The sequence below is a fragment of the Nocardia sp. CA-084685 genome, assembly GCF_050955785.1.
GTDB lineage: Bacteria > Actinomycetota > Actinomycetes > Mycobacteriales > Mycobacteriaceae > Nocardia.
This window is the reverse complement of the sequence record NZ_CP192094.1, coordinates 6585162-6609129: the sequence shown is the minus strand read 5'-3', so window position 1 is coordinate 6609129 and position 23968 is coordinate 6585162. Positions and strand designations below refer to the sequence as shown.

Sequence of the window (23968 nt, the reverse complement as noted above, 5' to 3'; positions counted from 1 at the left end):
GATGACCGGACGAGTAGAGGGCAAGGTCGCCTTCATCACGGGTGCCGCACGCGGCCAAGGTCGCAGTCATGCCGTGAAACTGGCGCAGGAAGGCGCCGACATCATCGCCGTCGATGTCTGTAAGCAGCTCGACGGTGTCACCATTCCGATGTCGACACCGGACGACCTGGCCGAAACGGTCGCGCTTGTCGAGGCTACCGGCAGGCGCATCATCGCCGTCGAGGCCGATGTGCGCGATCTGGAGACCATGCAGGCCGTGGTCGATGACGGTGTCGCGCAACTCGGTCGCCTCGACATCGTGGTGGCCAATGCCGGGTTGGCCAGCGATGGCGATGCGATGGACAAGATGAGCGAACAGACCTGGCGCGACATGATCGACGTCAATATGACCGGTGTCTGGATGACCACCCGGGTCTCGGTGCCGCATATCGTCGCGGGCGGTCGCGGCGGGTCGATCGTGCTCACCAGCTCGATCGGCGGCCTGCGCGCCGTCCCGAACATCGGCCATTACGCCGCTGCCAAGCACGGTGTCATCGGCATCATGCGCTCGCTGGCAATGGAGTTGGGAGACAAGAGCATTCGCGTGAACGCGATCTGCCCTACGAACGTGGCGACGCCGATGCTGCTGAACGAGCCCACCTTCCGCATGTTCCGACCGGATCTGGAGAATCCGACCGTCGACGACTTCATCCCGGTCGCGCAGATGTTCCACGTGCTGCCGATCGCCTGGGTGGAACCGGAAGATATCAGCAACGCGGTGCTGTTCCTTGCTTCCGAGGACGCCCGTTATATCACCGGGGTGGCATTACCGGTCGACGGCGGCATGATGCTGAAGTAGGGCAGGCCATGGACTCCACCGCGACACGGTTGTCCGTCATCCAGCGGTGGGCGCTGATGCTGTCCTGTGCGGCGGTGGCGCTTATCGTCGCGTCGATGGCCGCGCTCTACACCGCATTGCCCGAGATTGCCGCGGCGACCGGCGCTACCCAGCAGCAGCTGACCTGGATCGTCGATGGCTACACCCTCGCGCTGGCCTGTCTGGTGTTGCCCGGCGGCGCATTAGGGGACCGGTACGGACGCCGCAGGATGCTGCTCACCGGTCTGGGGGTGTTCGCGCTCTTCTCCGCTGTGCCGCTGCTGTTGGACGGTCCGATATGGCTTATCGCGGCTCGTTCGGCGGCCGGGGTCGGCGCCGCGCTGGTGATGCCGTCGACGCTGTCGCTGCTCACCGCCGGATTGCCGGAGAGCAGGCGCGGCGTCGCCGTCGGGATGTGGGCCGGTTCCGTGGGTATGGGCGCGGTGGGCGGAATCCTCGTGTCCGGTGTGCTGTTGCAGTTCTGGACCTGGCTTTCGATCATGGCGGCGATGAGCGCATCCAGCACGCTGCTTGCCGTCACCGGATGCGTCATCCCCGAATCCATCGCATCGGCACGGCCCGGTTTCGACCCGTGGGGCACACTGACTTCGGCAATCGGCGTCGGCCTGATCGTGGCGGCGGCGACCGAGACGCCTCAGCTCGGCTGGTCGCATCCGCTGGTGATCGGTGCCGCCATCGGCGGCCTCCTATCGATCGGAGCGTTCGCGCTGATCGAATTGCGGATGGCGGCGCCGCTGCTCGACGTCCGGCTCTTCGCCGACCGTCGATTCGGCACCGGGACCGCCTCCGTCGCCATTCAATTCCTGGTTTCGTTCGGCATGTTCATGCTCGTCGTGCAGTTCCTGCAATTGATTCTCGGCTACCGTCCGCTCATCTCGGCGCTGGCCATGGCGCCGATGATGATTCCGTTCGTGACCATATCGCCGATCTCGCCGTGGCTCGCCGAACGATTCGGCTTGCGGCTGCAAACCTTCTGCGGCCTCGCACTGCTGGGCGTCGGGCTCCTGGCGGTCGCCCGCTTGTCGGTTGATGGCACCTATTTCGATGTCGTCTGGCCGCTGCTGATCGTCAGTCTAGGCATCAGCCTGTCGGCGGCACCTGCCACGACCGCGATCACGGCGGGTGTACCTGCCGACCAGCACGGCGTCGCGGCAGCCGTGAACGACGTATCGCGCGAGGTCGGCGCCGCGATCGGAATAGCCTTGGCCGGAAGCATTCTCGCCGCGGGCTACGGTCACCAGATCGCGACGATCCTGCCGATGCTCCCGCAACAGATACGCGGTCCGATCTCCGGCTCACTCGTCGGCGCACTGGCCGTGGCCGAGCATCTGGGCCCGCAAGCGCAACCCCTCGCCGACGCGGCCAAGGCCGCATTCGTCCACGGCGTCCGCCAAGCAGCGGCGATCCTCGGCGCACTGACCTTGGTCGCCGCAGTTGCCATCGGCCTATTGGCTCCGGGGCGGCGCCGTGGCCGAACCCCACCCACCGCCACCACGAGTTCTCCTCAGGCGGCCGAACCCGACTAGCCTCGCCTGTGCTGCAGCGGCAGACCGAGTGAGTCGAGCTGCTGCGGGAGCGGTACGGACCTCGACGCTCATCAGCAAAGCGGCCGCCGACCCGAACCTCGGCCTCGTGCCCCACTCCCGATGGAGCGAATGAGCCACGGCCAAGGACTTACTGGATGACCGCAGGGGTCGCTACGCCGACCTCGACGCGGACTCGATCCTGATAGAAACCGATGTGTCCGCTCAATATCGCGACCTCCGGATAGGGCTCGGCGTATTCCCAGGCGATCGGATCCGGGCCATCGGACGGACGCCAGTAGCGCGCCGTGCCCTTGAACGGACAGCGCGAGGTCTGCTCATGGGGGACGAGCAGGTCGACGCGCACATCGGATGCGGGCAGATAGCACACGATGCCGTGATCCTGTTCCGCGACAAGTAGACTCGCGATCGACTCGGCGACTATCCGGTCGCCGTGGGTGACACGCACCAGATTGCGGATGCGCCGGATATCGACACGATAATCCGGCCGATCGATATAGCCCGATGGCTCCACGAGTTCTCCTGTGGGTCAGAGCAGGGTATCGGTGGTCGCGGCGCGTGGTTCGAGGCCGCGCACCATCGCGTGCACGCTGTATGAGGCGACTACGGTCCCGTCTTCGGTATGAACCCGGCCTTCGCTCTGGGCGTGGCCGCGCCCGGCGTAGGTGACGCGGGTGGCGTATAGCAGCCACCGCGTCACGTCGACATCGTCGTGGAAGGTGATGGTGGCCATGGTGATTCCGGTCGAGATCGACCGATGCGCCATCGCTTCACCGAAACCCGCGTGCGGGCGCAGCGCGGCGGCCACCGTCCAATGGGTACTGGACTGGGTCAGCAGCGCGGCATGCAGGTAGTCCTGCTCCGGTGCGTCGCGGAATCGCGTCCAGACGAACAACTCCGGCGGGCCGACCCGATTCGGATCCGGGTCGTAAGCGTCGTCGACCACCCGCATATCGCGACCGTCCACCTCGGTGCCCGGAATCGCGAGTGGGCGCAGCCGGGCAGGCGGGTCTACCCGGGGCATCGGGGCCGCCGAGCGGATCAGGTCGGGCGCGCCCGCATCGAGCAGCACGATCCCCGCGCAGCGCGGCGCATCGTGCTGGCGAATGGTGACCTGCGCGGTGGTGAAGGTGCGCCCGGACCGCAGCGCATCGACCTCGATATCGAGCGGAGCTGTATGCGCGGCCGCGCGCGAGAAGATCATCGATGCCGAGGTAACGCGCTGATGCGGCACATGTTTGGCTGCTGCCACTACCGCGTCGCCGAGCATTTGTCCGGCTTCGACTACATCGCGGGCCGTCGGACCGTGGGCCGGGGCCAGGTATCTGCCAACGGCGCGCGGCTGGACATCCATCAGGCGCTGTAGTTCCGCCTGTGTCCATGCAGGTGCCGCGATGCCTGCCCGCATATCGCTGCTCAGCATATGGCTCTCACTCAGTGGCCGCTCGGAAGATATGGAAGCAGCTCGATTTCGGGCTCGACGCCGAACGAAGGCAATGCCATAGCCACCACTGCGTAGGCGCCGACGATGAATACCACGTCCAAGCGGTATTTCGTCGAATCGCCGCGGGGCGGTGGCCTAGGTCGTACCGGACGCAACGACGGCGAGAGCTACGTATAGTTCTCCTTCTCAATTTGAGAATATCATTCTCGCCAGTCGGTATCGCCCCTAGGATGACCAGAACGAAGTCGTTCGTATCGCCGACGACAGCCCGTACGGCCTCGGGCAACGTTATGTGGGGATCTGTGGACCTGCGGTGACGCTAGCTTGCGGCATGAGTGAGGCTGTCGACTGGTCGTGGCTACGTAAACCGATCCCGGTTGTCGATATGGCCATGTACCTGGACATGCCCGAAGACGTAGCTCGGACCGTGGAAATCCGTGACGGCATGATCGTGCACCGTGAATCCCCGTCGCCGAACCATGTGGCGATCAGCGACAACATCAAGGGAGCACTGCGCGAGGCGGTGTCCAAGCGTCCCAGCGAGGCGCCATGCATGCGGGCAAGCGGCGAACTCGACATGCTGGTTTCCGAGGTGCCCTTCCATTACAAGCGGCCCGATGCGATCGTCTACCGCTGCATCGATGCGCCCCGTGGCAGATGGAAGACCAAGCCGATGGCATCGGACACGCTTTTGGTTGTCGAAGTGGTGTCTCCCAACACGGTCACAGCCGACTTGGTAGAGAAGCGAGCGGAGTACGCGCGGTTGAGCATCCCGCACTACTGGATCGTGCGCATGGTGCAAGACGATGGCCCCGTGACATCGATCGAGATGCTCCGACTCAACCACCGATGGCACCTACGTCCGGGAGAGCATGTCCCTTCGAGCCCGGGGCGATGCGGTAGCAGTCGACGTCGCCGATCCACTCGACGTGACCATCAGCTGAAATCAGCTCGACCTTGGTCTGGATTGATCTGTTCAGAAGCCGCTGCCGACGCCGGTGTGCCGCCGAGCCGTCCTCCGTCTACCGGATGGGAGCGCGTCGCTCACCGTTTTCCGGGCGGCCCGCACGGAGAGTGGAGCGCCCGCGAGAACTTCGCTGGCCGACTCGAGCGCGGTCGCCGAGACGCGGCACACCCGGTCGCGATCGTCTCCGCCGTCGAGCGTTTATTCCCCTCCGCACGGCGCAGCGACCAGGCGCCTGAGCAGTCTGCGGAAACTCAAGTACCACTATGCAATTCGCAAATGAACACACTCAACTCGGGGTGCCTACCAGATATGCGCCGGGCCGGTAGGGTCGGTTCAATGGAGTGGAGTTTTCGGTCGGCCGAACAGCTCGCGGCCGCGTTGCGTGCCGGTGAAGTGACCTCGGCGGAATTGACCGAGGAGGCGATCGCGCGGATCGAGCGGCACGACAAGGCGATCAATGCGATCTGTGTGCCGGACTTCGAACGGGCGCGTGCCGCCGCGCGTGATGCTGACGAGGCGCGTGCTCACGGCGAGGACCGGCCGCTGCTCGGTATTCCGGTGACGGTCAAAGAGTCCTACAACATGGCAGGGCTGCCCACGACCTGGGGGATGCCGCAGTTTGCGAACTATCTGCCCGCTGAGGACGCGGTGGCGGTGTCGCGGTTGAAGGCCGCGGGCGCGGTGATTCTCGGCAAGACGAATGTGCCGTTCATGCTGCAAGATTGGCAGAGCTTCAACGAGATCTACGGCACCACCAATAACCCGTGGGATCACGGTCGCACGTCGGGCGGATCCTCCGGCGGATCAGCGGCGGCGCTGGCATCGGGATTCGGCGCGCTGTCCATCGGCTCCGACCTCGCGGGTTCACTGCGCAATCCGGCGCATTTCTGCGGGGTCTACGCGCATAAGCCGACATTCGGGCTGGTCGCGAGTCGCGGTATGGTCCCCCCGCCCGCACCAGCGCTGCCGTCCGAGGGCGACCTCGGCGTCTGCGGTCCGATGGCGCGCACCGCCCGCGACCTCACATTGCTGCTGGATGTGATGGCCGGGCCGGACCCGCTGACGCTCGGCGTCGCCTACGACTTGACGCTGCCGCCCGCGCGCCATGAGCGGCTCTCCGAGTTCCGTGTCCTGGTCCTCGACGACCATCCGCTCATTCCGACCGGGTCCGCGGTGCGGGCCGCGCTGAACCGAGTCACCGACGCGCTCGTCGACGGCGGCGCCCGCGTCGAACCGCACAGTCCGCTACTACCCGACCTGACCGAAGCCGCGACGGTCTACGCACACTTGATGTTTTCGAACTTCGCCGCACGTTTTCCTGCCGAGGCATACGAGCAGCTGGTGACCCGTGCTGCTGGGCTGAGCACCGACGACCGCGGTCTCGACGCTGCGCGGCTGCGCGGCATGGTCTCGAGCCACCGCGACTGGATCGAGGCGAACCTCCGCCGCGAACTGCACCGCCAGGGCTGGCGGCAACTCTTCACCGAGTTCGATGCCGTGGTGTGTCCGATCACCCCGACTCCCGCGTTCCCACACGACCACAACCCTGGGGAACGTCGGATCGACATCGATGGTGTCGAGTACCCGTACATCGACCAGCCCGTCTGGGCGGGTCTGGCGACCATGCCCGGACTGCCCGCCACCGCCATACCGGCGGGGCGATCCCCCGAGGGCCTGCCGGTGGGCGTGCAACTCATCGGTCCGATGTTCGAGGACCGCACCCCGCTGCGGTTGGCCGAACTGCTCGAGCAGGAAATCGGGGGGTTCGAGGCACCGGAATAGGCCGCACCCCGTCGAATCCTGGTCAGTTCGCCAGTGGCGAACGGCAGCGCTCACTGTCCGGCGGCCGGTACGGCAGTCCCACAGCATTGTCGAACACCGCCGGGCGCAGCACAGCCGAGGCGCGCTCAGATCCCTTCCGGCGCAAGGATTTTATCGAGGCGGAGGGAATCCGACGGAATAATCCAGCGGTCTGAGGTGGCTTGCTCCCTCCGAACACGCTGCCGCGTCACGGGTTTCGCGGTCTACGCAGTCCCAGTATCCGGCGGCCGATGTCGAGCAGCTGTTGGTGCAGAGTCTGCTGGTCGATGTTGTTCGGTGCGCTGGACGCGGCGCCAGCCAGACCGGTCAGCACCGCGGTTGCCGCGATGACACCCGCCGGTCCTGAGGTGGGTTCTGCCAATAGCGCGACAGGGCGGTCGATCACTTCGCGCCAGTCTGCTTGCTCACGCACCACGCGAATGACGCTGGGATCGGTGGTGACGACGGCGGCGATCGATCGGCTCGCCGCGACGAGTTCGGCGTAACCGTTCAGCATCGACTCGGCGCGGGCGCGGGCGGTGCGCTGCTGTTCGGCGGTCTCGATCACCGACCGGAGTTGTTGCAGCAGTGGCTGTAACACGGCGAGGAGTAGTTGCTCGCGGGTGCGGAAGTGATAGTAGATCGCGGCCTTGGTGAAGCCCAGCTCGTCGGCGATCATTTGCAGCGAGGTTCCGGCAAAACTGTGGCGGATGAAAAGTGCCACCGCCGCGTCGATCAGGCGCTGCCGACTGTCGGCTTCACGCGCGACAACATCTGCCGTGGTCATGCCTTCCTTCCGCTGAGCTCACCGTGGTGCATACGACTGTACTTGACGATCGGCAAGGACCTTACTTTACGAACGGCTAGTGTGCTGCTATACGAACGACTAGCAATCCACTTTACGAACGACTAGCATTCACACGTGTCAGCGGCCCATTGGTCGCGGTATTCGATAGGACGGGAGCTGCAGATGCCGCATTTCGCGAAGCCCGCGGAAGGGTCGTGGACGGAGCACTATCCAGAGCTGGGCACGGGACTGGTGGCATTCGAGGATTCGATCTCGCCGGAGCACTACGAGCTCGAACGCGCGGCGATCTTCGCGCGGACCTGGCTGAATGTCGGCCGGGTGGAACAGTTGTCGCGCACGGGTAGCTACTTCACCAAAGAGCTTGCGGTGGTGAACACCTCGCTGATCATCGTCAAGGACAATGACCAGCGGATCCGCGCATTCCACAATATCTGCCGCCATCGCGGCAACAAGCTGGTCTGGGACGACTATCCGGGCCAGGAGACTGCCGGTACCTGCCGACAGTTCACGTGCAAGTACCACGCCTGGCGCTACAACCTCGCGGGCGAGGCCACCTTCGTGCAGCAGGAGCAGGAGTTCTTCGATTTCGACAAGGATCGGTTCGGCCTGAAGTCGGTGCGCTGCGAAGAATGGGAGGGCTTCATCTTCGTCAACCTCGATGACGAGGCCGCGCCGCTGAACGACTATCTCGGCAAGTTCGCCGCGGGGCTGGCGGGCTATCCGTTCACGGAGATGACCGAGGTGTACAAGTATCGGGCCGAGGTCGGTAGCAATTGGAAGCTCTATATCGACGCCTTCGCCGAGTTCTATCACGCACCGATCCTGCATGCGAAGCAGTACGTGTCCGGGGAGTCGCAGAAGCTGTCGAACGTCGGCTTCGAGGCGCTGCACTACGAACTGGACGGGCCGCACGGCATGGTGTCCTCGTGGGGTGGGATGGCCCCGCCCAAGGATCTGAATATGGTCAAGCCGATCGAAAGGGCATTGCGCAGCGGCAATTTCGGCCCCTGGGATCGCCCGGACATCCCCGCGCTGGACAATCGGCCACCCGGCCTGAATCCGGCCCGGCACCGGGCCTGGGGGCTGGACTCCTACGTCTTCTTCCCGAATTTCATGGTCGTCGTGTGGGCACCGGGCTGGTACCTGACGTATCACTACTGGCCGACCGCCTACAACAAGCACATCTTCGAGGGCACCTGTTATTTCGCCCCGGCGCGCAATGCCACCGATCGGTTGCGACAGGAACTGGCCGCCCTCACGTTCAAGGAATTCGGCCTGCAGGACTGCAATACCCTCGAGGCCACCCAGACCATGCTCGAATCACGAGTGATCGCCGAGTTCCCGCTCAATGACCAGGAGATCCTCTTGCGGCACCTGCACAAGCAGGCCGCCGATTTCGTGGCGGGGTACCAGGCGAAGTCATGATTGCTCGACCAACCGTTCGCGCAGCGAGGTGAGAGTCGAGGGCGATAATCCGGCCCGGGTACGCAGGTAGCCCTCGATACTCCCGTGTTTCTTCCGAAGTGCGGTGAACATGGCGGCCATCGCCAGGCGGGGCGCACCGAACACCGCGCGGTAGCGCGCGGGGTCGACATCTTCGGGCAGGCGGGCGAGCAGGCGGGGCAGGCGCCGCTCGGTGAAGTGGATGGCACTGAGTTCGTAGTCGTCGAGAATTGTCGTCTCGTCGACGCCGAGCGCTGCCAGCAGTAATGCGGCAGCGACACCGGTGCGATCCTTACCCGCGGTGCAATGGATGAGGGCTGGTGTACCTTGCGCATCGGCTAAGTCGGTGAGGATCCGCCCGAATATCTCGGCGTCGAAATCGACCATACGGCGGTACATTTCGGCGAGGAAGTCATCGGGAATTTCCGCGGGTCGGGTGCGGATCAGCTCGGCATTGGCCCGGGTGTGGGCTGCGGTGCCGCCGATGGTGAGCGGTATCCGACGCACGGCCGCGGGCAGCGCCGAGGGGGAGCGGTCGCGCTCTTCGTCGGTGCGCAGGTCGTAGGCGACCAGCAGTCCGAGGCGCTCGACGATGGCGAGATCCTCGAGGCTGAGCCGGTGCGGAGCGTCGGACCGATAGACCATTCCCCAGCGCGTGTATCCGCCGTCGACGGTCGGATAGCCGCCGAGATCGCGGAAGTTCGTCGCCCCTTGCAGGGTGAGGACACGCTCGGGCATTTGCGCCGACTCCTAATTCCGAGAATACTCTTCTTGTGAGTGAGAATAGCCTTGCACGTCCCGAGGTGGATGTGGTGGGCCGCATCGCAGCGCGGGCGCTCGCCAAGCGCGAGGCGACCTATGCCGATGAGGTGCGCCGCCTGCTCGATGCCGCGCTGGCTGTCATTCGCGCCAGCGGAACCGCGTCGCGACCACGCGTAGCCGATATCGTCGCGGCCGCCGGTCTATCCAATGATGCCTTCTACCGGCACTTTCCATCGAAGGACGCACTCATCTCCGCCCTGATCGAGGATGGCGCCGAGCGTCTGGTGCGCTATGCCGCCCGGCGCATGGGCACGGCCGATACGCCGGAGGACCAGGTACGCCGCTGGGTCGAGGCGGTGCTGTCCCAGGCGGCCGATGCCACGGCGACGTTGACCAGGGCGGTGCTGTGGAATGCCGGTGGATCGGCCCCGGATATCGATGCCGGCTCGCCCACGCCGAGCGGTCGGCTCGCCACACTGCTGTACCGCGCATTCGCCGACATGGGCAGCCAGGACCCGGAATTCGACGCCGGGCTCGTCGCACACGCGACCGTCGGCAGTCTGACCGATTTCCTCTGGCGCCGGGTGGAGCCCACCGCCGCCGATATCGATCGCACGACCGCCTTCTGCCTGCGCGCGATCACCCGGATCAACTCTGGAGATAGCGCAGCGGAGCGTAATTTGCCCAACCGGTTTCCGGCCAGTTGAACCAGCCCGCCGATGCCGAGGTGCCACCGTCGGGGTGCAGGGTGGTGCCGGTGAGGTAGGCCGAAAGGGCCGAGGCGAGGAAGACCACGCAATTCGAGACATCGGTGGCCTGACCGGGCCGCCCCAGTGGGATGGCGACCCGAGCCCCCGCCGGATCGGACATGGCACCGTCGCCATGTGAGAACCTGGCCAGGTTCGGCGTCGGCACGAAGTCCGGGGCCACATTGTTGACCCGTATCCCGTCCGGTGCGAGTTCGACGGCGAGGGTGCGGCCGAACTGTTCGACGGCCGCTTTCGCGGCGGCGTAGACCGCGAAACCCGGTGCGGCACGGTGCGCTTCGATGGTGGTGATATTGACGATGCTGCCACCGCGGCCACCGGCCCGCATCCGCGGCACCGCTAGTGCGCAGGCGTGGAAGACATGCAGCAGATTGGTGCGCAGCAACGCGTCCCAACCCTTCGGCGTGGTGTCGGTGAAAGGCGCACGGAAGGTGCCGCCGACCACATTGACAAGTGTGTCGAGCCGTCCCCAGCGCTCGTCGACGGCGGCGAACAGCGCCGTCAGCGTATCGGGATCGCGGGCGTCACCGACCTGCACCAGGGCGTCGTGGTCGGCGATGGCGTGCCGCAGGGCCTCGGCGGCTTCGGCATCGAGATCGAGGACCGCGGGTCGGACACCATTGGCGACCAGATCCCGCACGATCGCCTGCCCGAGACCGCCCGCGCCACCGGTGATCACGGCGACGGTGCCGTCGAGCCCGCCGCGTTGTTCGAACCAACCCATCACTCATCGACCCCGTTCGACCTTGTTGAACGGCACGTCACGGTCGGCGGCGGATTCGCGCGGCATACCGAGTACACGTTCGCTGATGATATTGCGGGCCATTTCGGTGCTGCCGCCCGCGAGGCTCCAGGCATTGCGGAACAGATAGTCGATGCCGACTTGGCCGATGCCAGGACCATCCGGATCGCCGGTCACCGCCGCCGCGCCCGCGATCGTCACGGCGGAATCGGTTTGCAGCAGGGCATTTTCGGCACTGAACAGGCGGACGATGGATCCGGCCGCAGGCGGCAGCGCACCGGTGCCGATGGCATGGGATACATGGGCGATGAGCTGATTGCGGACCACGATCATGGCCCTGGCCGCCCCGATATCCTCACGCACCCGCGGATCATCTAGTTGACCTATCGCGCGCGCCAGGTCGACAAGTGTGGTTGCTTCCGCGCCGAGATGCGGGCGCTGGCCGCTGGTGTACGGCGAGGTGCCACCCATGGCGGCCCTTTCGTGATTCAGCAGCCGCGACGCCGCCGCCCAGCCGCCGCCGACCTCGCCGATCACAGCCTCGGCGGGTAGCTGGACATCATCGAAGAACTCCTGGCAGAACTCGGTCGATCCGGTGACCTGTTTGATCCGCTGAATGGTGACCCCCGGCGTGGCGACCGGGACCAGGAATAACGTTAGCCCGTTGTGTTTCGGCACATCCCAGTCGGTGCGGGCCAGGCACAGCCCGTAGTCGGCGGCATAGGCGCCCGAACTCCAGATCTTGGAGCCGTTGAGAATCCACTCCGCACCGTCGCGATCGGCGCGGGTGGTCAGCCCCGCCAGATCCGAGCCGCCGCGCGGTTCGGACAGGAACTGGGCCAGAATTTCTTCGCCGCGCAGCACCGCTGGCAGATGTGCGCGCTTCTGCTCCGCGGTGCCCAACTCGAGCAGGGTAGCCGCGCAGATCGCGAGCGTCGGCACATTCAGCACCAGCGGCATTTCGTAGCCGAGCGACGCCTCGGTGAAAGCCTGCTGGTGGGCGGGGGTGAGTCCTTGGCCGCCATACGCTTTCGGGAAACAGATACCGGCGAAGCCGCCGTCGAAGAGGATGCGCTGCAGTTCGCGCGCGCGATTCCACACCCCGTCGTGGTCCGCGCCGGCGTAGGTCTCTGTTGCGGGCGGGAGGTTCTCCTTCAGCCAGCGGCGGGCGCGGTCGCGGAAGCTGTCGACTGGTTCTAGATCGGTGCTCATGCGGCGCCCCGGACGAGTAGGTCGGTGATGCGGCGGTGATGTTCCTGCGGGGTGCCGTACAGGGCTCGACCATAGGTGACGCGGCGTAGGAACAGATGCAGGTCGTGTTCCCAGGTGACGCCGATGCCGCCGTGGATCTGCACGCAGTCCTGGACGATCACCGGCGCTTTCGTACCGATATACGCTTTGGCGACGCTGACTAATTCGGCTGCCGTGGTGGGGTTTTCGTCGATGGCAACCGCTGCCGCGCGGGCGGTCGCGTGGCAGGCCTCCAACCAGGTCTTGTTATCGGCCATGCGATGTTTGAGTGCCTGATAGGAGGCCAGTGGGCGGCCGAAGGTGTAGCGGTCGAACATCCAGGTCATGGTCGTGTCGAAGGCGCGCCGGGTGGCCCCGACCGATTCCGCCGCGGCCAGTGCGGCGGCGACGTGTAGTTGCGATTTCGTTGCCGTACTGGCGGTTTCGCCCTTGTGGACCACGGCCTCGGCATCGATGAAGACCTTCGCGAACTCGACCCGGGCGGTACGACGCACGATGTCGAGCGTCCATGTCGGGGTGACCGTGACGCCGGGGGTATCGGCGCGCACCAGAAGCTGGATGGGCCCGTCCGGGCCGTGTGCGGTGACGAGGAACAGGTCGGCGCGGTCACCGGCTTCGACGCGGTCCTTCAGTCCGGTGAGCCGGTAGCCGGTGCCGTCGGGCTCGGCGCGGGTGCCAGGTGCACTGAGGTCCAAACCGTGGCCGGGCTCGTAGAGTGCCCAAGCGGCGATGGTGCCGCCACTGACGATCTCGGCGATCACCTCGGCGAACCGATCGCCCGCGGCCGCCAGTCCGGCGAGTACGGCGCTGGTGGGGATCAATGGGCCGGGGGCGCAAGTGCGACCGAACTCCGCGGCCACCAGCGCGAGTTCGGTCATCGGCTGGCCGGAAACCGAGCCGCCGCCGAGACTTTCGGGCACCAGCATCACCGTCCAACCCAATGCCGCACCCCGGCGCCACCACTGGTCGTCGAAACCCGTTGTGGTATAAGCCAGTTCGCGGATCGTTTCGATCGGGACGGTGCGGTCGAGGAACTCGCGGGTCGTCGTCTGGAACAACCGCTGATCGCCGGTCGGTTCGACACTCATGAATTTCGGTCCTCCGAATCACCGCTGAGTACCTGCTCACCGGGCTGAGATGCGCTGGTCGGAAACCGCGCGTCGCCGTCTCCTATTTGACGGTCTCCCGTACCGATGTGAGAATCGGATTCAACAGTTATTGAGAGTAGCATTCTCGCGTGCCGGATCGGTAGGTCGCGGGAGCGCGCGGTGGCGAAGGGAGCCATCAGTGGTGAACGACTTCGAGGAGATGGATTTCTTTCTCGGGCGGGAGCTCATAGCGGATCCGTATCCGTACTTCGACGCCATGCGCGCGCGGTGCCCGGTGGCGCGCGAGAACCACCACGGTGTGTACATGGTGACCGGCTACGACGAGGCGCTCGAGGTGCTCAACGACACCGAGCACTTCTCCTCCTGCACCTCGGTGACCGGCCCGTTCCCCGGTTTCCCGGTGCCGCTGGAGGGCGATATCGATGCGCTGATCGCCGAGCACCGCGACAAACTGCCGTTCAGCGACCAGCTGCCTACCCTGGACCCGCCGGTCCACACTCAGCACCGCGGACTGCTGATGCGGCTGATCACCCCCAAGCGCCTCAAGGAGAACGAGGACGCGATGTGGGCGCTCGCGGACCGGATGCTCGACAGCTACCTCGCACCCGGTCGCGGCGACTTCATCCGCGACTTCGCCGGTCCGTTCACGCTGTACGTCATCGCCGATCTGCTCGGTGTGCCCGAAGCCGACCAGGAGGACTTCCTACAGGCATTGCAGCGCGACCCGCACCGGGAGGGCTCGACTCTCGGTAGCACCAAGGGCGAATCCATGCACCACAACCCGATCGAATTCCTCTACGGCAAGTTCGCCGACTACATCGAGGACCGTCGCCGCGAACCGCGCGGTGATGTGCTCGGCAGCATGGCGGCCACGATGTTCCCGGATGGCTCGGAACCCACGGTGCTCGATGTCGTTCGGGTGGCCGCGAACCTGTTCTCGGCCGGTCAGGAGACGACCGTTCGACTGCTCAGCGCCGCGCTGAAACTACTCGCCGAAAAGCCCGAACTGCAGCGGTGGCTGCGCGAGGACCGTTCGCGCATACCGAATTTCCTCGAGGAGGTACTGCGCATGGAGAGCCCGGTCAAGGGTGACTTCCGCTTGTCACGGGTGCCGGTGAGCGTCGGCGGGGTCGACGTGCCCGCCGGTAGCACCCTCATGGTCGTGAACAGCGGCGCCAACCGCGATCCGCGCCGCTTCGACGACCCTTCCACCTTCGATCCCGAACGCTCGAATGCCCGGACCCACATCGCCTTCGGCCGTGGCATCCACACCTGCCCGGGCGCGCCGCTGGCCAGGGCCGAGGGCCGGGTGGCCATCGAGCGGCTGCTGGACCGCACGACCGATATCCGCATCGACGAAGCGGTGCACGGCGCCGCCGACGCGCGCGAGTACGTGTACGTGCCGACCTTTGTTCTGCGCGGGCTGACCGCGCTGCATCTGGAATTCGATATCGCGGAGGGTGGTACCCGATGAAGGTCTCGGTCGATTCCGACCGCTGCCGCGGACACGGTGTGTGCTTGTCGTTGTGCCCGGAGGTGTTCACCCTCAACGATGACGGCTACGCCGAGGTGCAGACTCCCGACGTTCCGGCCGACTTCGCCGGTGCCGTCCTGGTGGCGGTGTCGGCCTGCCCGGAGCATGCCATCACCGCGAGTTGATCGGCGCGACGCGGTCAGCTGACCGGCATCTCGAAGAAGAGCGTTATTCCATGGCCGAGAATCATATTGCCGAGCCGGGTGATCCCGTGGCGTCCGACATCGGTGTGCGGAGCACTGCGGCACCGATGACGCCCGGTTGGCACGCCGGTCGGGCACCGGATCGCCCGGCGATCGTGATGGCTTCCAGCGGTGCGGTGGTGACCTATGCGCAGCTGGAGCAGCGGTCCATCCGGTTCGCCAGGGCCCTGCGTGCGCGCGGGCTGGCGGTCGGCGACCACATCGCGATTCTCATGGAGAACAATCGCCCATTTCTCGAGATCGCATGGGCGGCGCAGCGCTGCGGTTTGTACTACACCGCGATCAACCGGCATCTGAAAGCCGGTGAGGTGCAGTACATCCTGGACGATTGCGGCGCCACCGCGCTGGTGACCAGCGAGTCCATGGCCGAGGTGGTGGCCGAGCTCGACCTGTCCGCCATCCCGGTCCGGATCGTGGCGGTGGGGCAGCTGGTCGGTTTCGAGCAGTACCAGGATGTGCTGACGGCGACATCGCCGCAGCCGCTCGGCTCCGACGAATGCGAGGGCCGGGAGATGCTGTACTCCTCGGGAACGACCGGGCAGCCCAAGGGTGTTCGCAAACCGCTGCCCGCCGCTCCGCTCGGCGATCCCGATTCGGCGCCGGTGCAGATCGCGCGAGGCCTGCTGGTGAGCGGTGCCAGCGATGATGCGGTGTATCTGTCGCCCGCACCGCTGTATCACGGTGCGCCGCTGGTGTTCTCGATGTCGTGGCAGCGAATCGGCGCGACCGTGATCGTGATGGAACGCTTCGACCCTCGGCAATGTCTGGAGCTGATCGAGCGTTATCGGGTCACCCACACGCAGATGGTGCCGACCATGTTCGTGCGCCTGCTGCGACTGCCGAAGGCTGAACGCGAACGCTATGACTTCTCCAGTCTGGTGGATGTGGTGCATTCGGCGGCGCCGTGCCCGGTGCCGGTGAAGCGGCAGATGTTGCAGTGGTGGGGACCGATCATCGGCGAGTACTACTCGGGAACCGAGGATGTCGGCAACACCTACATCAGTGCCGAGGAGTGGCAGGCACATCCGGGTTCGGTGGGCAGACCGGCGCAGGAGTGTCACATTGTCGGCACGGATGGCGAGGAGTTGCCGGTCGGCCGAGTCGGGGTGGTGTATTTCGGTGGGGGACGGCCGTTCGAATACCACCACGACGCAGCGAAAACCGCGTCGGTGACCCATCCGAAGGGGTGGCGCACCCTCGGTGATTTGGGCTATCGCGATGCCGACGGCTACCTGTATCTGACCGATCGACAAGCGCACATGATCATCTCCGGCGGCGTCAATATCTACCCGCAAGAGGCCGAGAACGTCCTCGCCGCGCACCCCGCGGTCGCTGATGTCGCCGTGCTCGGCGTACCGGACGAGGAAATGGGCGAGGCCGTGAAAGCCGTTGTCCAAGTAGTCGATCCGCCCACAGCCGGTGCCGAACTCGCGGCTGAGCTGATCGCCTACTGCCGCGCGGAACTAGCCGCCTACAAATGCCCGCGCACGGTCGACTTCGTCACCGAATTGCCACGTGACCCCAGCGGCAAACTCTACAAACGCCACCTACGCGCCCAATACTGGCAAGGCCACAACACGTTGATCAACTGACCGACCTACCCGGCGCGCATCTACTCGCCGCGCGGCGATCAAGATCAAGTGGAGCTGGTGGGGGTCCTACTCGGCCGATGCCGCCATGGTTTCCACCTGATCTTGATCGCTGGGGGCTCGAGTTGGGGCGCGCCAGGTCCGGCCGTGTAGGCGCTCGATGTCGCTGTTGAAGCGGGCTAGGTAGTGGGCGAATTCGGCGCGGTCCTCGGCGGTCCAATCCTGGGTTACCGCTGCCAGTACGTCGATGATGGCAGCGCGCTCCTGGTCGAGGCGCTCACCGCCGGCTGTGGTGACGCGGAACTTGCGCGCGATACCGCCGTCGGGGTCGGGGATGCGTTCGACAAGTCCGGTGCGCAGCAGTGTCGCCGTCTGCCGATGGAGCGTTGAAACATCCAGTCCCAGTGCGTCACTGAGCTGGCGTAGCGACATCGGGCCCTGGATTCGCAGTCGGCTCAACAGTAGATACGAGCTGCGCTCGAGCTGGTCGTCGGTGCGCCGGTGCTGCGGGCTCAGCCGGTAGTGGCCGAGTAGCAAGGTCTCGAACTCGATCAGTTGTATGCGCTTGTCCATGCCTTCCTTCCTCGGAGATGTGCATCACACACAATGCGTGTATTGTTCACGTTGAATGCATGATACACATATAGTGTACGATACACGCTAAAAGTTGTGAGTCCGAGGGAGATTTGCGTGGACAAGCCTGATTCCGCCGTTCGGCCGGGCGCCATCCTGGCGGTGCTGGCCTATACCGGCATCGTCGCGTCGCTGATGCAGACGCTCGTGGTGCCATTGCTCGGCGAGTTGCCGCAGATTCTGAATTCCTCGGCGGCCAATACATCCTGGGTGGTCACGGTCACGCTGCTGGTGGGTGCGGTCGCCACCCCGGTCGCCGGTCGCCTGGGCGATATGTTCGGTAAGCGCCGGATGGTGATCGCCTCGACGGTGCCGCTCATCGTCGGCTCGGTGGTCTGTGCCATGGCGGGTTCATTGGTGCCGATGATCATCGGCCGCGGCCTGCAGGGCCTCGGCTTCGGCACCATCCCGCTGGCCGTCGCGCTGCTGCGGGACGTGCTGCCGCCCGAGCGACTCGGCTCGGCCATCGCGCTGATCAGCTCCTCGCTCGGTATCGGTGGTGCGCTCGGTCTGCCGTTGGCGGCCGCGGTCACCGAGTACAGCAACTGGCGGGTGCTGTTCTGGGCCGCGGCGGCGTTGGTCGCGATTGCCACCGCGCTGATCACCGTGGTCGTTCCGGAGGGTATTGCCGAAGGACCGTCGGGTCGCTTCGATGGCCTCGGTGCGGTGCTGCTCGGCGGCGGTCTGGTGTCGCTGTTGCTCGCGGTGTCCAAGGGGGCGACGTGGGGTTGGACGAGCGGCAGCATTCTCGGTCTGTTCGTCGCGGCCTCAGCGCTGCTGCTGGTGTGGGGTTGGTGGGAGCTGCGTAGCGTCGAGCCGCTGGTCGACCTGCGGGTCACCGCGCGCCCGCAGGTGCTGGTCACCAATCTCGCGACGGTCGCCATCGGCGTCGGCATGTACGCGTTGCAGTTGAGTGTCCCGCAGTTGATGCAGCTGCCCAGCTCACTCGGCTACGGTCTCGGTCAGTCGATGATGGCGATGGGTCTGTGGATGGCACCCGCCGGAATCATGATGATGCTCATCTCCCCGGTCGGCGCGAAGCTCTCGGCATTGCGCGGTCCGAAGTTCACCCTTGTCGTCGGTGCCGTCGTCATGGCCATCGGCTACGGCTCCGCCCAGGTTCTGATGGGCAGCACCTGGGGTCTGCTGATCGTGAACATCGTCTGCAGCTCGGGTGTCGGTTTCGCCTACGGCGCCATGCCCGCCCTGATCATGGGTGCGGTGCCGCAGTCGGAAACCGCTGCCGCCAATGGGTTCAACACTCTGATGCGCTCGATCGGCACTTCGGTCTCCGCGGCCGTGGTCGGCGCGGTGCTCGCCCAGCTGACCGTCACCGTCGGCGGTCACAGTATCCCCACCGAGAACGGCTTCCGGGTCGCGTTCATGATCGGCTGTGGCGTATCAGTTTTGGCGGCCTTGGTCGCCATGGCGATTCCGGTTCGTCGTGCGCTGGCCGTCGAGCCGGCCGACCCGGCCGAAGCGGAAGTCCCAGCACGGGTCTGATAGCACAATCGCGCAGCGTGGCGCGTGCGAACGGCGCCCTCGAACCTGCACCGGCAGCAGGTTGGGGCGCCGCCGCATATGTGGTCGCACCGAAGTGCCGAATGATGCGGTTGTCGGCCACCGCTGCGGCGGCTCGCGCGTGTCGATCCCATTATCTGGCTTTGCGATGAACCCGGAGCCGCGTTGCGGGGGCGGCACGCATGCGCTCGACAGGCTCGGGGCGCGCGGCGGATGTGGTGTCAGTGCCGCTGGCCGATGGCAGTGTCGAGCAGGCCGAGATCGGTGCCGAGCTCGGCGGCGATCGACCGGACCGCGGCGACATCCTTACCGACGAATTCGCCTACCGATGCGCTGAATTCGGCTACCGAACCCCGACCCGCGACACCGGCCAGCGCGCGACTCGCCGCACTTCCGTGCGGCAGCGCGGCCAACAGGGTGGTCTCCGCGACGCCGAGCTGTTTTCCGAGATCCACCGCCGCGGTGAGTATTCCGAGCTGTGCGGCGAATACGGCATTGTTGACCAACTTGACGCATTGTCCTGCACCGAGCGGACCGACATGCAGAATCGGGTCCCCGTAAGCAGCCAGCACAGGCCGGATCCGGTCCACGGTCTCCGCTGGGCCACCGACGAATAGGGTGAGCCGTCCGGACGCGATATCGGGTGGTCCGCCGCTGACTGGGGCATCGAGCAGCTGGATGCCATGTGAGGCAACGGCTTCGGCGGCAATGGCCGCGGTCGTGTGCGGACTGCCGGTGGTGTGCAGGACGAGAGTCGACCCGGATGGCATGGCGGCCAGCAGCGGTGTGCCGAGACATACCGCCCGAACCTGTTCATCGGTGAAAACGCACACGATGACCAGATCGGCATTGGTCCCGACGGCCGCGTGGGCGGACACCGCGTGCGCGCCGATCTCGGTAAGGGCCTGGCGCGCTTCGAGCGACCGGCCGAGCGCGCGCACCTCATGTCCGGCGCGAACCAGCCGCTCCACCATGGGACGCCCCATCCGCCCGGCGCCGATGAATCCGACGCGCATCAGCGTGGGTGGTCGATCATCGCGAGGGTCGCGTCGGCGGCGTCGAGCACGATGCCGGGTTCGGCGCCCGCGACGGCGGCCAGATTCGCGATCAGCCCGACATCTTTGCGCAGTAGCGGCCCGGCATGTGCGGCGAGCCGGTCCAGAGTGCCGCCCGCCGAGACGATACGACCGAGGGCGAAGCTGTCGGCGGTGCCGTGCGAGATCACTTCGCCGAGGCGGATCGGATCGAGACCGACTGCCCTCCCCAGTGCGAGAGTGCTTGCCGCCGTGGCGAGATTCGCGGTGAACAGCAGGTTGTTGAGTAGTTTGGCAGTCTGTCCCGCGCCGAGCGGGCCCAGATGGACTACGGGTTCGGCGTAGGTTTCGAATACCGGGCGAGCCCGTTCGACGATATCGGTCGAGCCGCCGACCATCACCAGCAATCGGCCGTCGGCGGCCGCCGCGCCGCCACCGCTGACCGGTGCGTCGATGATCGAAACCCCCTGGGCCACCGTGATATCGGCGAGATCGCGGCAGGTGTCCGGATGCACCGTACTGTGCACGGCGAGGATCGCGCCCGCGGACAGACCCGCCAGCACGCCATCGGTACCGGTGACGACCTCGCGGACATCGGCGTCGCCGACCACACAGAGGCAGACGAGATCGCTCGCGGCGGCGAGTTCCGCGGGTGATGCGGCGACCTTCGCCGCCGTATCGGCGAACGGCTCTAGCGAAGCAGGACGCCGAGCCCACAATGTTGTCTCGTATCCGGATTCGACGATCCGGCGCGCCATCGGCCCGCCTTGGCTGCCGAGTCCGATGAATCCGACCCGCATCACACGTCGCCTTTCGCTTCGGGCCGCCAGAACACGGCGAGCAGACCCGCGGTGGCGACCAAGCCGACACCGAGGGCGATGCCGCCACCGGCCCAGCCCGTTATCTCGATATCGGCGGCGTGATCGACGGACAGCCACCCAGGGCCGAGCAGCGCCAGCGCCAGCGAAACAACCGCGAGCACGAGCACATACTCGTAACCCTCTTCGAAGACGAAGAATCCGTTGGTGCGGTGTGCGAGCAAGCCAGCGACCGTCATTACCGAGATAACCGCCGCACACGCCAGCGGGGTGAGCAGCCCGACGATCAACAACACGCCCGCACCGATTTCAGTGACGACGCTGAGCCACGCCTGCAGGGTGCCCCCGCGCAGTCCGAGGCCGCTGAACCAGCGCGCGGTGCCCGCGATCTTGCCGCCGCCCACCCAGTGATTGACTCCGTGGGCGATCATGGTGCCGCCCACGACGAGTCGCACGAGTGCCACGGCCACGTCGACGACGTCCATCAGTTCGCCTCCTGTGTGGTGCCATTGAATTGTATTGCCGGGCCGGAGAATTCGCCGAGCCCGCGGGCGACGGCGGTTTCTTCGACGAAGGCCAGCACGCCGAAGTGGTAGGCGGCGGCCGTATGTCCCATGCTGAGGTTGTGGCCGCTGTTGGGCTGGATATTGAGCACAACCCGCGGCGCGGCGGTGAACCGGGCGGCGACCGCGGCGAGTGCCTCCGGATCGTTGCGCCACACCCGTTCGTGGTCACCGACGGTGAACCGCACCGGAATCCGCACCTCGGCGGCAAGTGTGGGAAAGGTGACCGTCGGCCAGTCCTCGACCGAATTCCCTTCGTAGCGTGGACCATACGACCCGATCCGCGCACCGCCGACCAACTCGGGCGGGTACAGCCGGGCCGGATACCACAGCAGTTCGGTGACGCCGCCCGGTACGCCGTCGCGACGCAAGCGCCGTTTCCCGTGCGGATCCGGTCCCCACAGGATGTCGTAGGCCTCCTGCTGATGTTCCAGCCCGGTCCCGGCCAATTCGAGGCCGAGCAATCCGCGTCCGCGCTCGTCGGCCGCCATCCGCAGCGCCAGTTCACTACCCGCGGAATGGGCGAGCAAGAAGGTGCCCGCGCCGCGGGGCCGCGACCCGATATGCTGCTCGGCCGCCGCGTACATCAGATCGACACGGCGCTGTGGGTCGGCGAGTTCGTCCGCATGTGTATGCGAGCTGCCGTATCCCGGCCGGTCCAGGGCCAACACGGTGTATCCGGCCGCGGCGGCCAACCGCAGCAGTGACAGTCGCGGATGATCAGGGCAGTCGAAATACGCCGAGGTGGTGGCCCCGCCGTGCAGGGCGAGCAGCACCGCCCGTGGCGCCTGCGCCTCGGCCAACAAGCCCGACATCGGGATGCCGTCGACCTCGGTCACCACCGGAATCGGTTCGTCTCCGGTCAGCAGTGAGAAATCGGATTCGGTAATCGTCATGAATCGCTCCGCAGCAGCATTACCCCACCGGGCGTGAGCCCGCCGCTGGACACCACACCAACGCGGGCATCAGCAACCTGCCGCGCACCGGCTTCACCGCGCAACTGCGCAATCGCCTCGTACAGCAGGCCCATGCCGTGGGTGCGGCCGTGTGAGAGCTGGCCACCATGGGTATTCAGCGGCAGCAGACCGTCGCGGGCGATGTTCTTACCGCCGTCGAGGAAGTCCTTGGCCTCGCCGATACCGCAGAAGCCGAGTGCCTCCAGCCAGGACAGACAGTTGAAGGTGAAGCCGTCGTACAGTTCGGCGATGTCGACGTCGGTGGGGCGCAACGTGGTTCGGGTCCACAGGTGCGCGGCCGGACCGAGCACCTGTGGTTCGTGGGTGAGGGTGCTCTGATCCCATTCGATCCGCTCGATGATCTGAGTGCCGACCGCCTCCACCAGAACCGGTGGTTCGGCCAGATCGCGCGCCGCCTCCACACTGGAGACGATGACGGCGATCGCGCCGTCACAGGGCACATCGCAGTCGTAGAGGCCGAACGGGGTGGTGATCGTGCGCGCCTCGAGATAGTCCCGCATGGTCAACGGATCTCGGTAGATCGCGGTCGGCTCGAGTTCGGCATTGGCGCGCTGATTCAGTGCGATCCAGCCGAGGGTTTCGCGAGTGGTGCCATAGCGGTGGAAATGCCGTTGGGCATTCTGCGCCAGGGTATGCGCCGCCGAGGTGGCGCCGAAGGGGGCCATCCAGCCGGGTGTGCGCCCACCGGAGGGCTTGATCTTGCCCGTGCGCAGCAAGTCGTTGAAGGTGGCTTCCCACAGGGTGCGGAAACACAGCACATGCCGGGCCAGCCCGCCCGCGACCGCGAGCATGGCCGCGATGACCGCCCCACCGGGGCCGAAGGTTTCGATCCCGCCGTTGTACCAGGTCGGCCGGATGCCCAGGGCGGACTCCAGAGCGGTGACACCGCCCTCGCTGAATCCACCCATATTGCCGCCGCCGGGATAGGTCGACAGGCCGTCGATATCGTCCATCGTCAGCCCGGCGTCGGCGATCGCGCTTTCGCAGGCCTGGATCGTCAGCCGCAGCGGTGGGACCTGCAGCCGCCGCCCGATCGGTGACCTACCGATGCCGGTGAGTGCGACCCGGTCCTCGAACTTCTCCGGCCGCACCATGGGCCGCACATGCCGCCAGAACTCTTGTGGCGCGATATCGTCCACGGGCAGCGGGGCCGGTTCCGGTTGCGTTTCGACGGGCCGGAACAGCGGCAGCCAGACATCGTCGTCCTCGTGGAAGACCACTTCCAATCGCATGCCGAGGACCAGGTCGTCCGGATCGCAATCGATCACATTGGTGGTGAGCCGAACTCGCGGATCCTCCTCGATCGCGACCTGCGCCACTACATAGGGCGCGGGCAGTCCCGGCACCCCGAAACGGTGGTTGACGGTGAAGCCCGCGAGTGTGGCGAAGCCGGAGACTTCACGCACTCCCATCTGGTGTCCACGGCAGTACCGGCACACCGGCTGCGGTGGATGGATCAGTGCCGCACAGGATTCACATTCCTGTATGCGCAGCGTGCCATCGCTCCCCGAGGTCCAGAAGAACTCGTTTTCGAGGGTGAGCAATGGCAGCGGACGTCCCGATGCTTCGCCCATATCGCCTC

General features: G+C 66.0%; 22 protein-coding genes and 1 pseudogene. 10 read left to right on the top strand and 13 right to left on the bottom strand.

Translation table 11 applies throughout. The features are described 5' to 3' along the window. Position 1 precedes the first annotated feature (1 nt). Both ACQP2U_RS29475 and ACQP2U_RS29470 read left to right on the top strand, forming a co-directional pair. The gene (locus tag ACQP2U_RS29475) at positions 2-838 is read left to right on the top strand and encodes a mycofactocin-coupled SDR family oxidoreductase (RefSeq protein ID WP_397028013.1); all 837 of its coding nucleotides are present in this window, start codon (positions 2-4) and stop codon (positions 836-838) included. 8 nt (positions 839-846) lie between these two features. Further along, positions 847-2403 (top strand): MFS transporter, encoded by a 1557-nt coding sequence (locus tag ACQP2U_RS29470; protein ID WP_433710451.1) that lies wholly within the window; start codon positions 847-849, stop codon positions 2401-2403. Positions 2404-2551: 148 nt separating this feature from the next. Here the strand turns inward: ACQP2U_RS29470 and ACQP2U_RS29465 are convergent, their stop codons facing one another. After that, positions 2552-2935 carry a DUF427 domain-containing protein gene (locus tag ACQP2U_RS29465; protein ID WP_433710450.1) on the bottom strand — a complete coding sequence of 128 codons (384 nt, stop codon included), beginning with the start codon at positions 2933-2935 and terminating at the stop codon, positions 2552-2554. A gap of 15 nt (positions 2936-2950) precedes the next feature. Next, positions 2951-3844, bottom strand: coding sequence for an acyl-CoA thioesterase (locus tag ACQP2U_RS29460; protein ID WP_433710449.1), 894 nt, complete (start codon positions 3842-3844; stop codon positions 2951-2953). A 352-nt stretch (positions 3845-4196) separates the two neighbouring features. On the opposite strand from ACQP2U_RS29460, the pseudogene ACQP2U_RS29455 reads away from it, so the two are divergent. Beyond that, positions 4197-4649, top strand: a pseudogene (locus ACQP2U_RS29455) (Uma2 family endonuclease); the annotation flags it as partial. 519 nt (positions 4650-5168) lie between these two features. Then, the gene (locus tag ACQP2U_RS29450) at positions 5169-6614 is read left to right on the top strand and encodes an amidase (RefSeq protein WP_433716613.1); all 1446 of its coding nucleotides are present in this window, start codon (positions 5169-5171) and stop codon (positions 6612-6614) included. 226 nt (positions 6615-6840) lie between these two features. Here the strand turns inward: ACQP2U_RS29450 and ACQP2U_RS29445 are convergent, their stop codons facing one another. After that, complete coding sequence (locus ACQP2U_RS29445) at positions 6841-7419, bottom strand: TetR/AcrR family transcriptional regulator (RefSeq protein ID WP_433710448.1); 579 nt, start codon at positions 7417-7419, stop codon at positions 6841-6843. A gap of 183 nt (positions 7420-7602) precedes the next feature. Here ACQP2U_RS29445 and ACQP2U_RS29440 point away from each other — a divergent pair, with 183 nt between their 5' ends. Continuing rightward, positions 7603-8865 (top strand): aromatic ring-hydroxylating oxygenase subunit alpha, encoded by a 1263-nt coding sequence (locus ACQP2U_RS29440; RefSeq protein WP_433710447.1) that lies wholly within the window; start codon positions 7603-7605, stop codon positions 8863-8865. Here the strand turns inward: ACQP2U_RS29440 and ACQP2U_RS29435 are convergent. Beyond that, positions 8860-9621, bottom strand: a complete 762-nt coding sequence (locus tag ACQP2U_RS29435; RefSeq protein ID WP_433710446.1) for a tyrosine-protein phosphatase — start codon at positions 9619-9621, stop codon at positions 8860-8862. The genes ACQP2U_RS29440 and ACQP2U_RS29435 overlap by 6 nt on opposite strands. A 35-nt stretch (positions 9622-9656) precedes the next feature. Between ACQP2U_RS29435 and ACQP2U_RS29430 the strand changes: the two genes are divergently transcribed. Continuing rightward, positions 9657-10352 (top strand): TetR/AcrR family transcriptional regulator, encoded by a 696-nt coding sequence (locus ACQP2U_RS29430; protein WP_433710445.1) that lies wholly within the window; start codon positions 9657-9659, stop codon positions 10350-10352. On the opposite strand, the gene ACQP2U_RS29425 is transcribed toward ACQP2U_RS29430, so the two are convergent. Genes ACQP2U_RS29425 through ACQP2U_RS29415 form a run of 3 tightly spaced genes read right to left on the bottom strand, consistent with a single transcriptional unit; the run spans position 10294 to position 13493 of the window. Further along, positions 10294-11136, bottom strand: a complete 843-nt coding sequence (locus ACQP2U_RS29425; protein ID WP_433710444.1) for an SDR family NAD(P)-dependent oxidoreductase — start codon at positions 11134-11136, stop codon at positions 10294-10296. The genes ACQP2U_RS29430 and ACQP2U_RS29425 overlap by 59 nt on opposite strands. A 3-nt stretch (positions 11137-11139) precedes the next feature. Next, the gene (locus ACQP2U_RS29420) at positions 11140-12366 is read right to left on the bottom strand and encodes an acyl-CoA dehydrogenase family protein (RefSeq protein WP_433710443.1); all 1227 of its coding nucleotides are present in this window, start codon (positions 12364-12366) and stop codon (positions 11140-11142) included. Beyond that, positions 12363-13493 (bottom strand): acyl-CoA dehydrogenase family protein, encoded by a 1131-nt coding sequence (locus ACQP2U_RS29415; protein ID WP_433710442.1) that lies wholly within the window; start codon positions 13491-13493, stop codon positions 12363-12365. The genes ACQP2U_RS29420 and ACQP2U_RS29415 overlap by 4 nt, the downstream gene beginning before the upstream one ends. Before the next feature lie 199 nt (positions 13494-13692). Here ACQP2U_RS29415 and ACQP2U_RS29410 point away from each other — a divergent pair, with 199 nt between their 5' ends. The 3 genes from ACQP2U_RS29410 to ACQP2U_RS29400 all read left to right on the top strand — a co-directional run bounded on the left by ACQP2U_RS29410 (position 13693) and on the right by ACQP2U_RS29400 (position 16843). Then, complete coding sequence (locus tag ACQP2U_RS29410) at positions 13693-14988, top strand: cytochrome P450 (RefSeq protein WP_433710441.1); 1296 nt, start codon at positions 13693-13695, stop codon at positions 14986-14988. Continuing rightward, a complete protein-coding gene (locus ACQP2U_RS29405) occupies positions 14985-15173 on the top strand; it encodes a ferredoxin (RefSeq protein ID WP_357466207.1) in 189 nt (62 codons plus the stop codon). The genes ACQP2U_RS29410 and ACQP2U_RS29405 overlap by 4 nt, the downstream gene beginning before the upstream one ends. A gap of 125 nt (positions 15174-15298) precedes the next feature. After that, complete coding sequence (locus ACQP2U_RS29400; RefSeq protein ID WP_433716612.1) at positions 15299-16843, top strand: acyl-CoA synthetase; 1545 nt, start codon at positions 15299-15301, stop codon at positions 16841-16843. A 66-nt stretch (positions 16844-16909) separates the two neighbouring features. On the opposite strand, the gene ACQP2U_RS29395 is transcribed toward ACQP2U_RS29400, so the two are convergent. Beyond that, positions 16910-17413: a MarR family winged helix-turn-helix transcriptional regulator gene (locus tag ACQP2U_RS29395; protein ID WP_433710440.1), complete on the bottom strand. Its 504-nt coding sequence runs from the start codon at positions 17411-17413 to the stop codon at positions 16910-16912. A gap of 117 nt (positions 17414-17530) precedes the next feature. On the opposite strand from ACQP2U_RS29395, the gene ACQP2U_RS29390 reads away from it, so the two are divergent. Then, the gene (locus ACQP2U_RS29390; protein ID WP_433710439.1) at positions 17531-18976 is read left to right on the top strand and encodes an MFS transporter; all 1446 of its coding nucleotides are present in this window, start codon (positions 17531-17533) and stop codon (positions 18974-18976) included. A 239-nt stretch (positions 18977-19215) separates the two neighbouring features. Here the strand turns inward: ACQP2U_RS29390 and ACQP2U_RS29385 are convergent, their stop codons facing one another. From ACQP2U_RS29385 to ACQP2U_RS29365, 5 genes are read right to left on the bottom strand one after another with little or no spacing between them, the layout of a single operon-like run. Further along, positions 19216-20010 carry an NAD(P)-dependent oxidoreductase gene (locus ACQP2U_RS29385; RefSeq protein ID WP_433710438.1) on the bottom strand — a complete coding sequence of 265 codons (795 nt, stop codon included), beginning with the start codon at positions 20008-20010 and terminating at the stop codon, positions 19216-19218. Then, positions 20010-20828, bottom strand: a complete 819-nt coding sequence (locus ACQP2U_RS29380) for an NAD(P)-dependent oxidoreductase (protein WP_433710437.1) — start codon at positions 20826-20828, stop codon at positions 20010-20012. The genes ACQP2U_RS29385 and ACQP2U_RS29380 overlap by 1 nt, the downstream gene beginning before the upstream one ends. Further along, positions 20828-21331, bottom strand: coding sequence for a DoxX family protein (locus ACQP2U_RS29375; protein ID WP_433710436.1), 504 nt, complete (start codon positions 21329-21331; stop codon positions 20828-20830). The genes ACQP2U_RS29380 and ACQP2U_RS29375 overlap by 1 nt, the downstream gene beginning before the upstream one ends. Next, positions 21331-22305 carry an alpha/beta hydrolase gene (locus ACQP2U_RS29370; RefSeq protein WP_433710435.1) on the bottom strand — a complete coding sequence of 325 codons (975 nt, stop codon included), beginning with the start codon at positions 22303-22305 and terminating at the stop codon, positions 21331-21333. The genes ACQP2U_RS29375 and ACQP2U_RS29370 overlap by 1 nt, the downstream gene beginning before the upstream one ends. Continuing rightward, entirely contained in the window at positions 22302-23960 is a 1659-nt protein-coding gene (locus ACQP2U_RS29365) for a thiolase C-terminal domain-containing protein (protein WP_433710434.1), read from the bottom strand. The genes ACQP2U_RS29370 and ACQP2U_RS29365 overlap by 4 nt, the downstream gene beginning before the upstream one ends. Between the last annotated feature and the right edge of the window lie 8 nt (positions 23961-23968).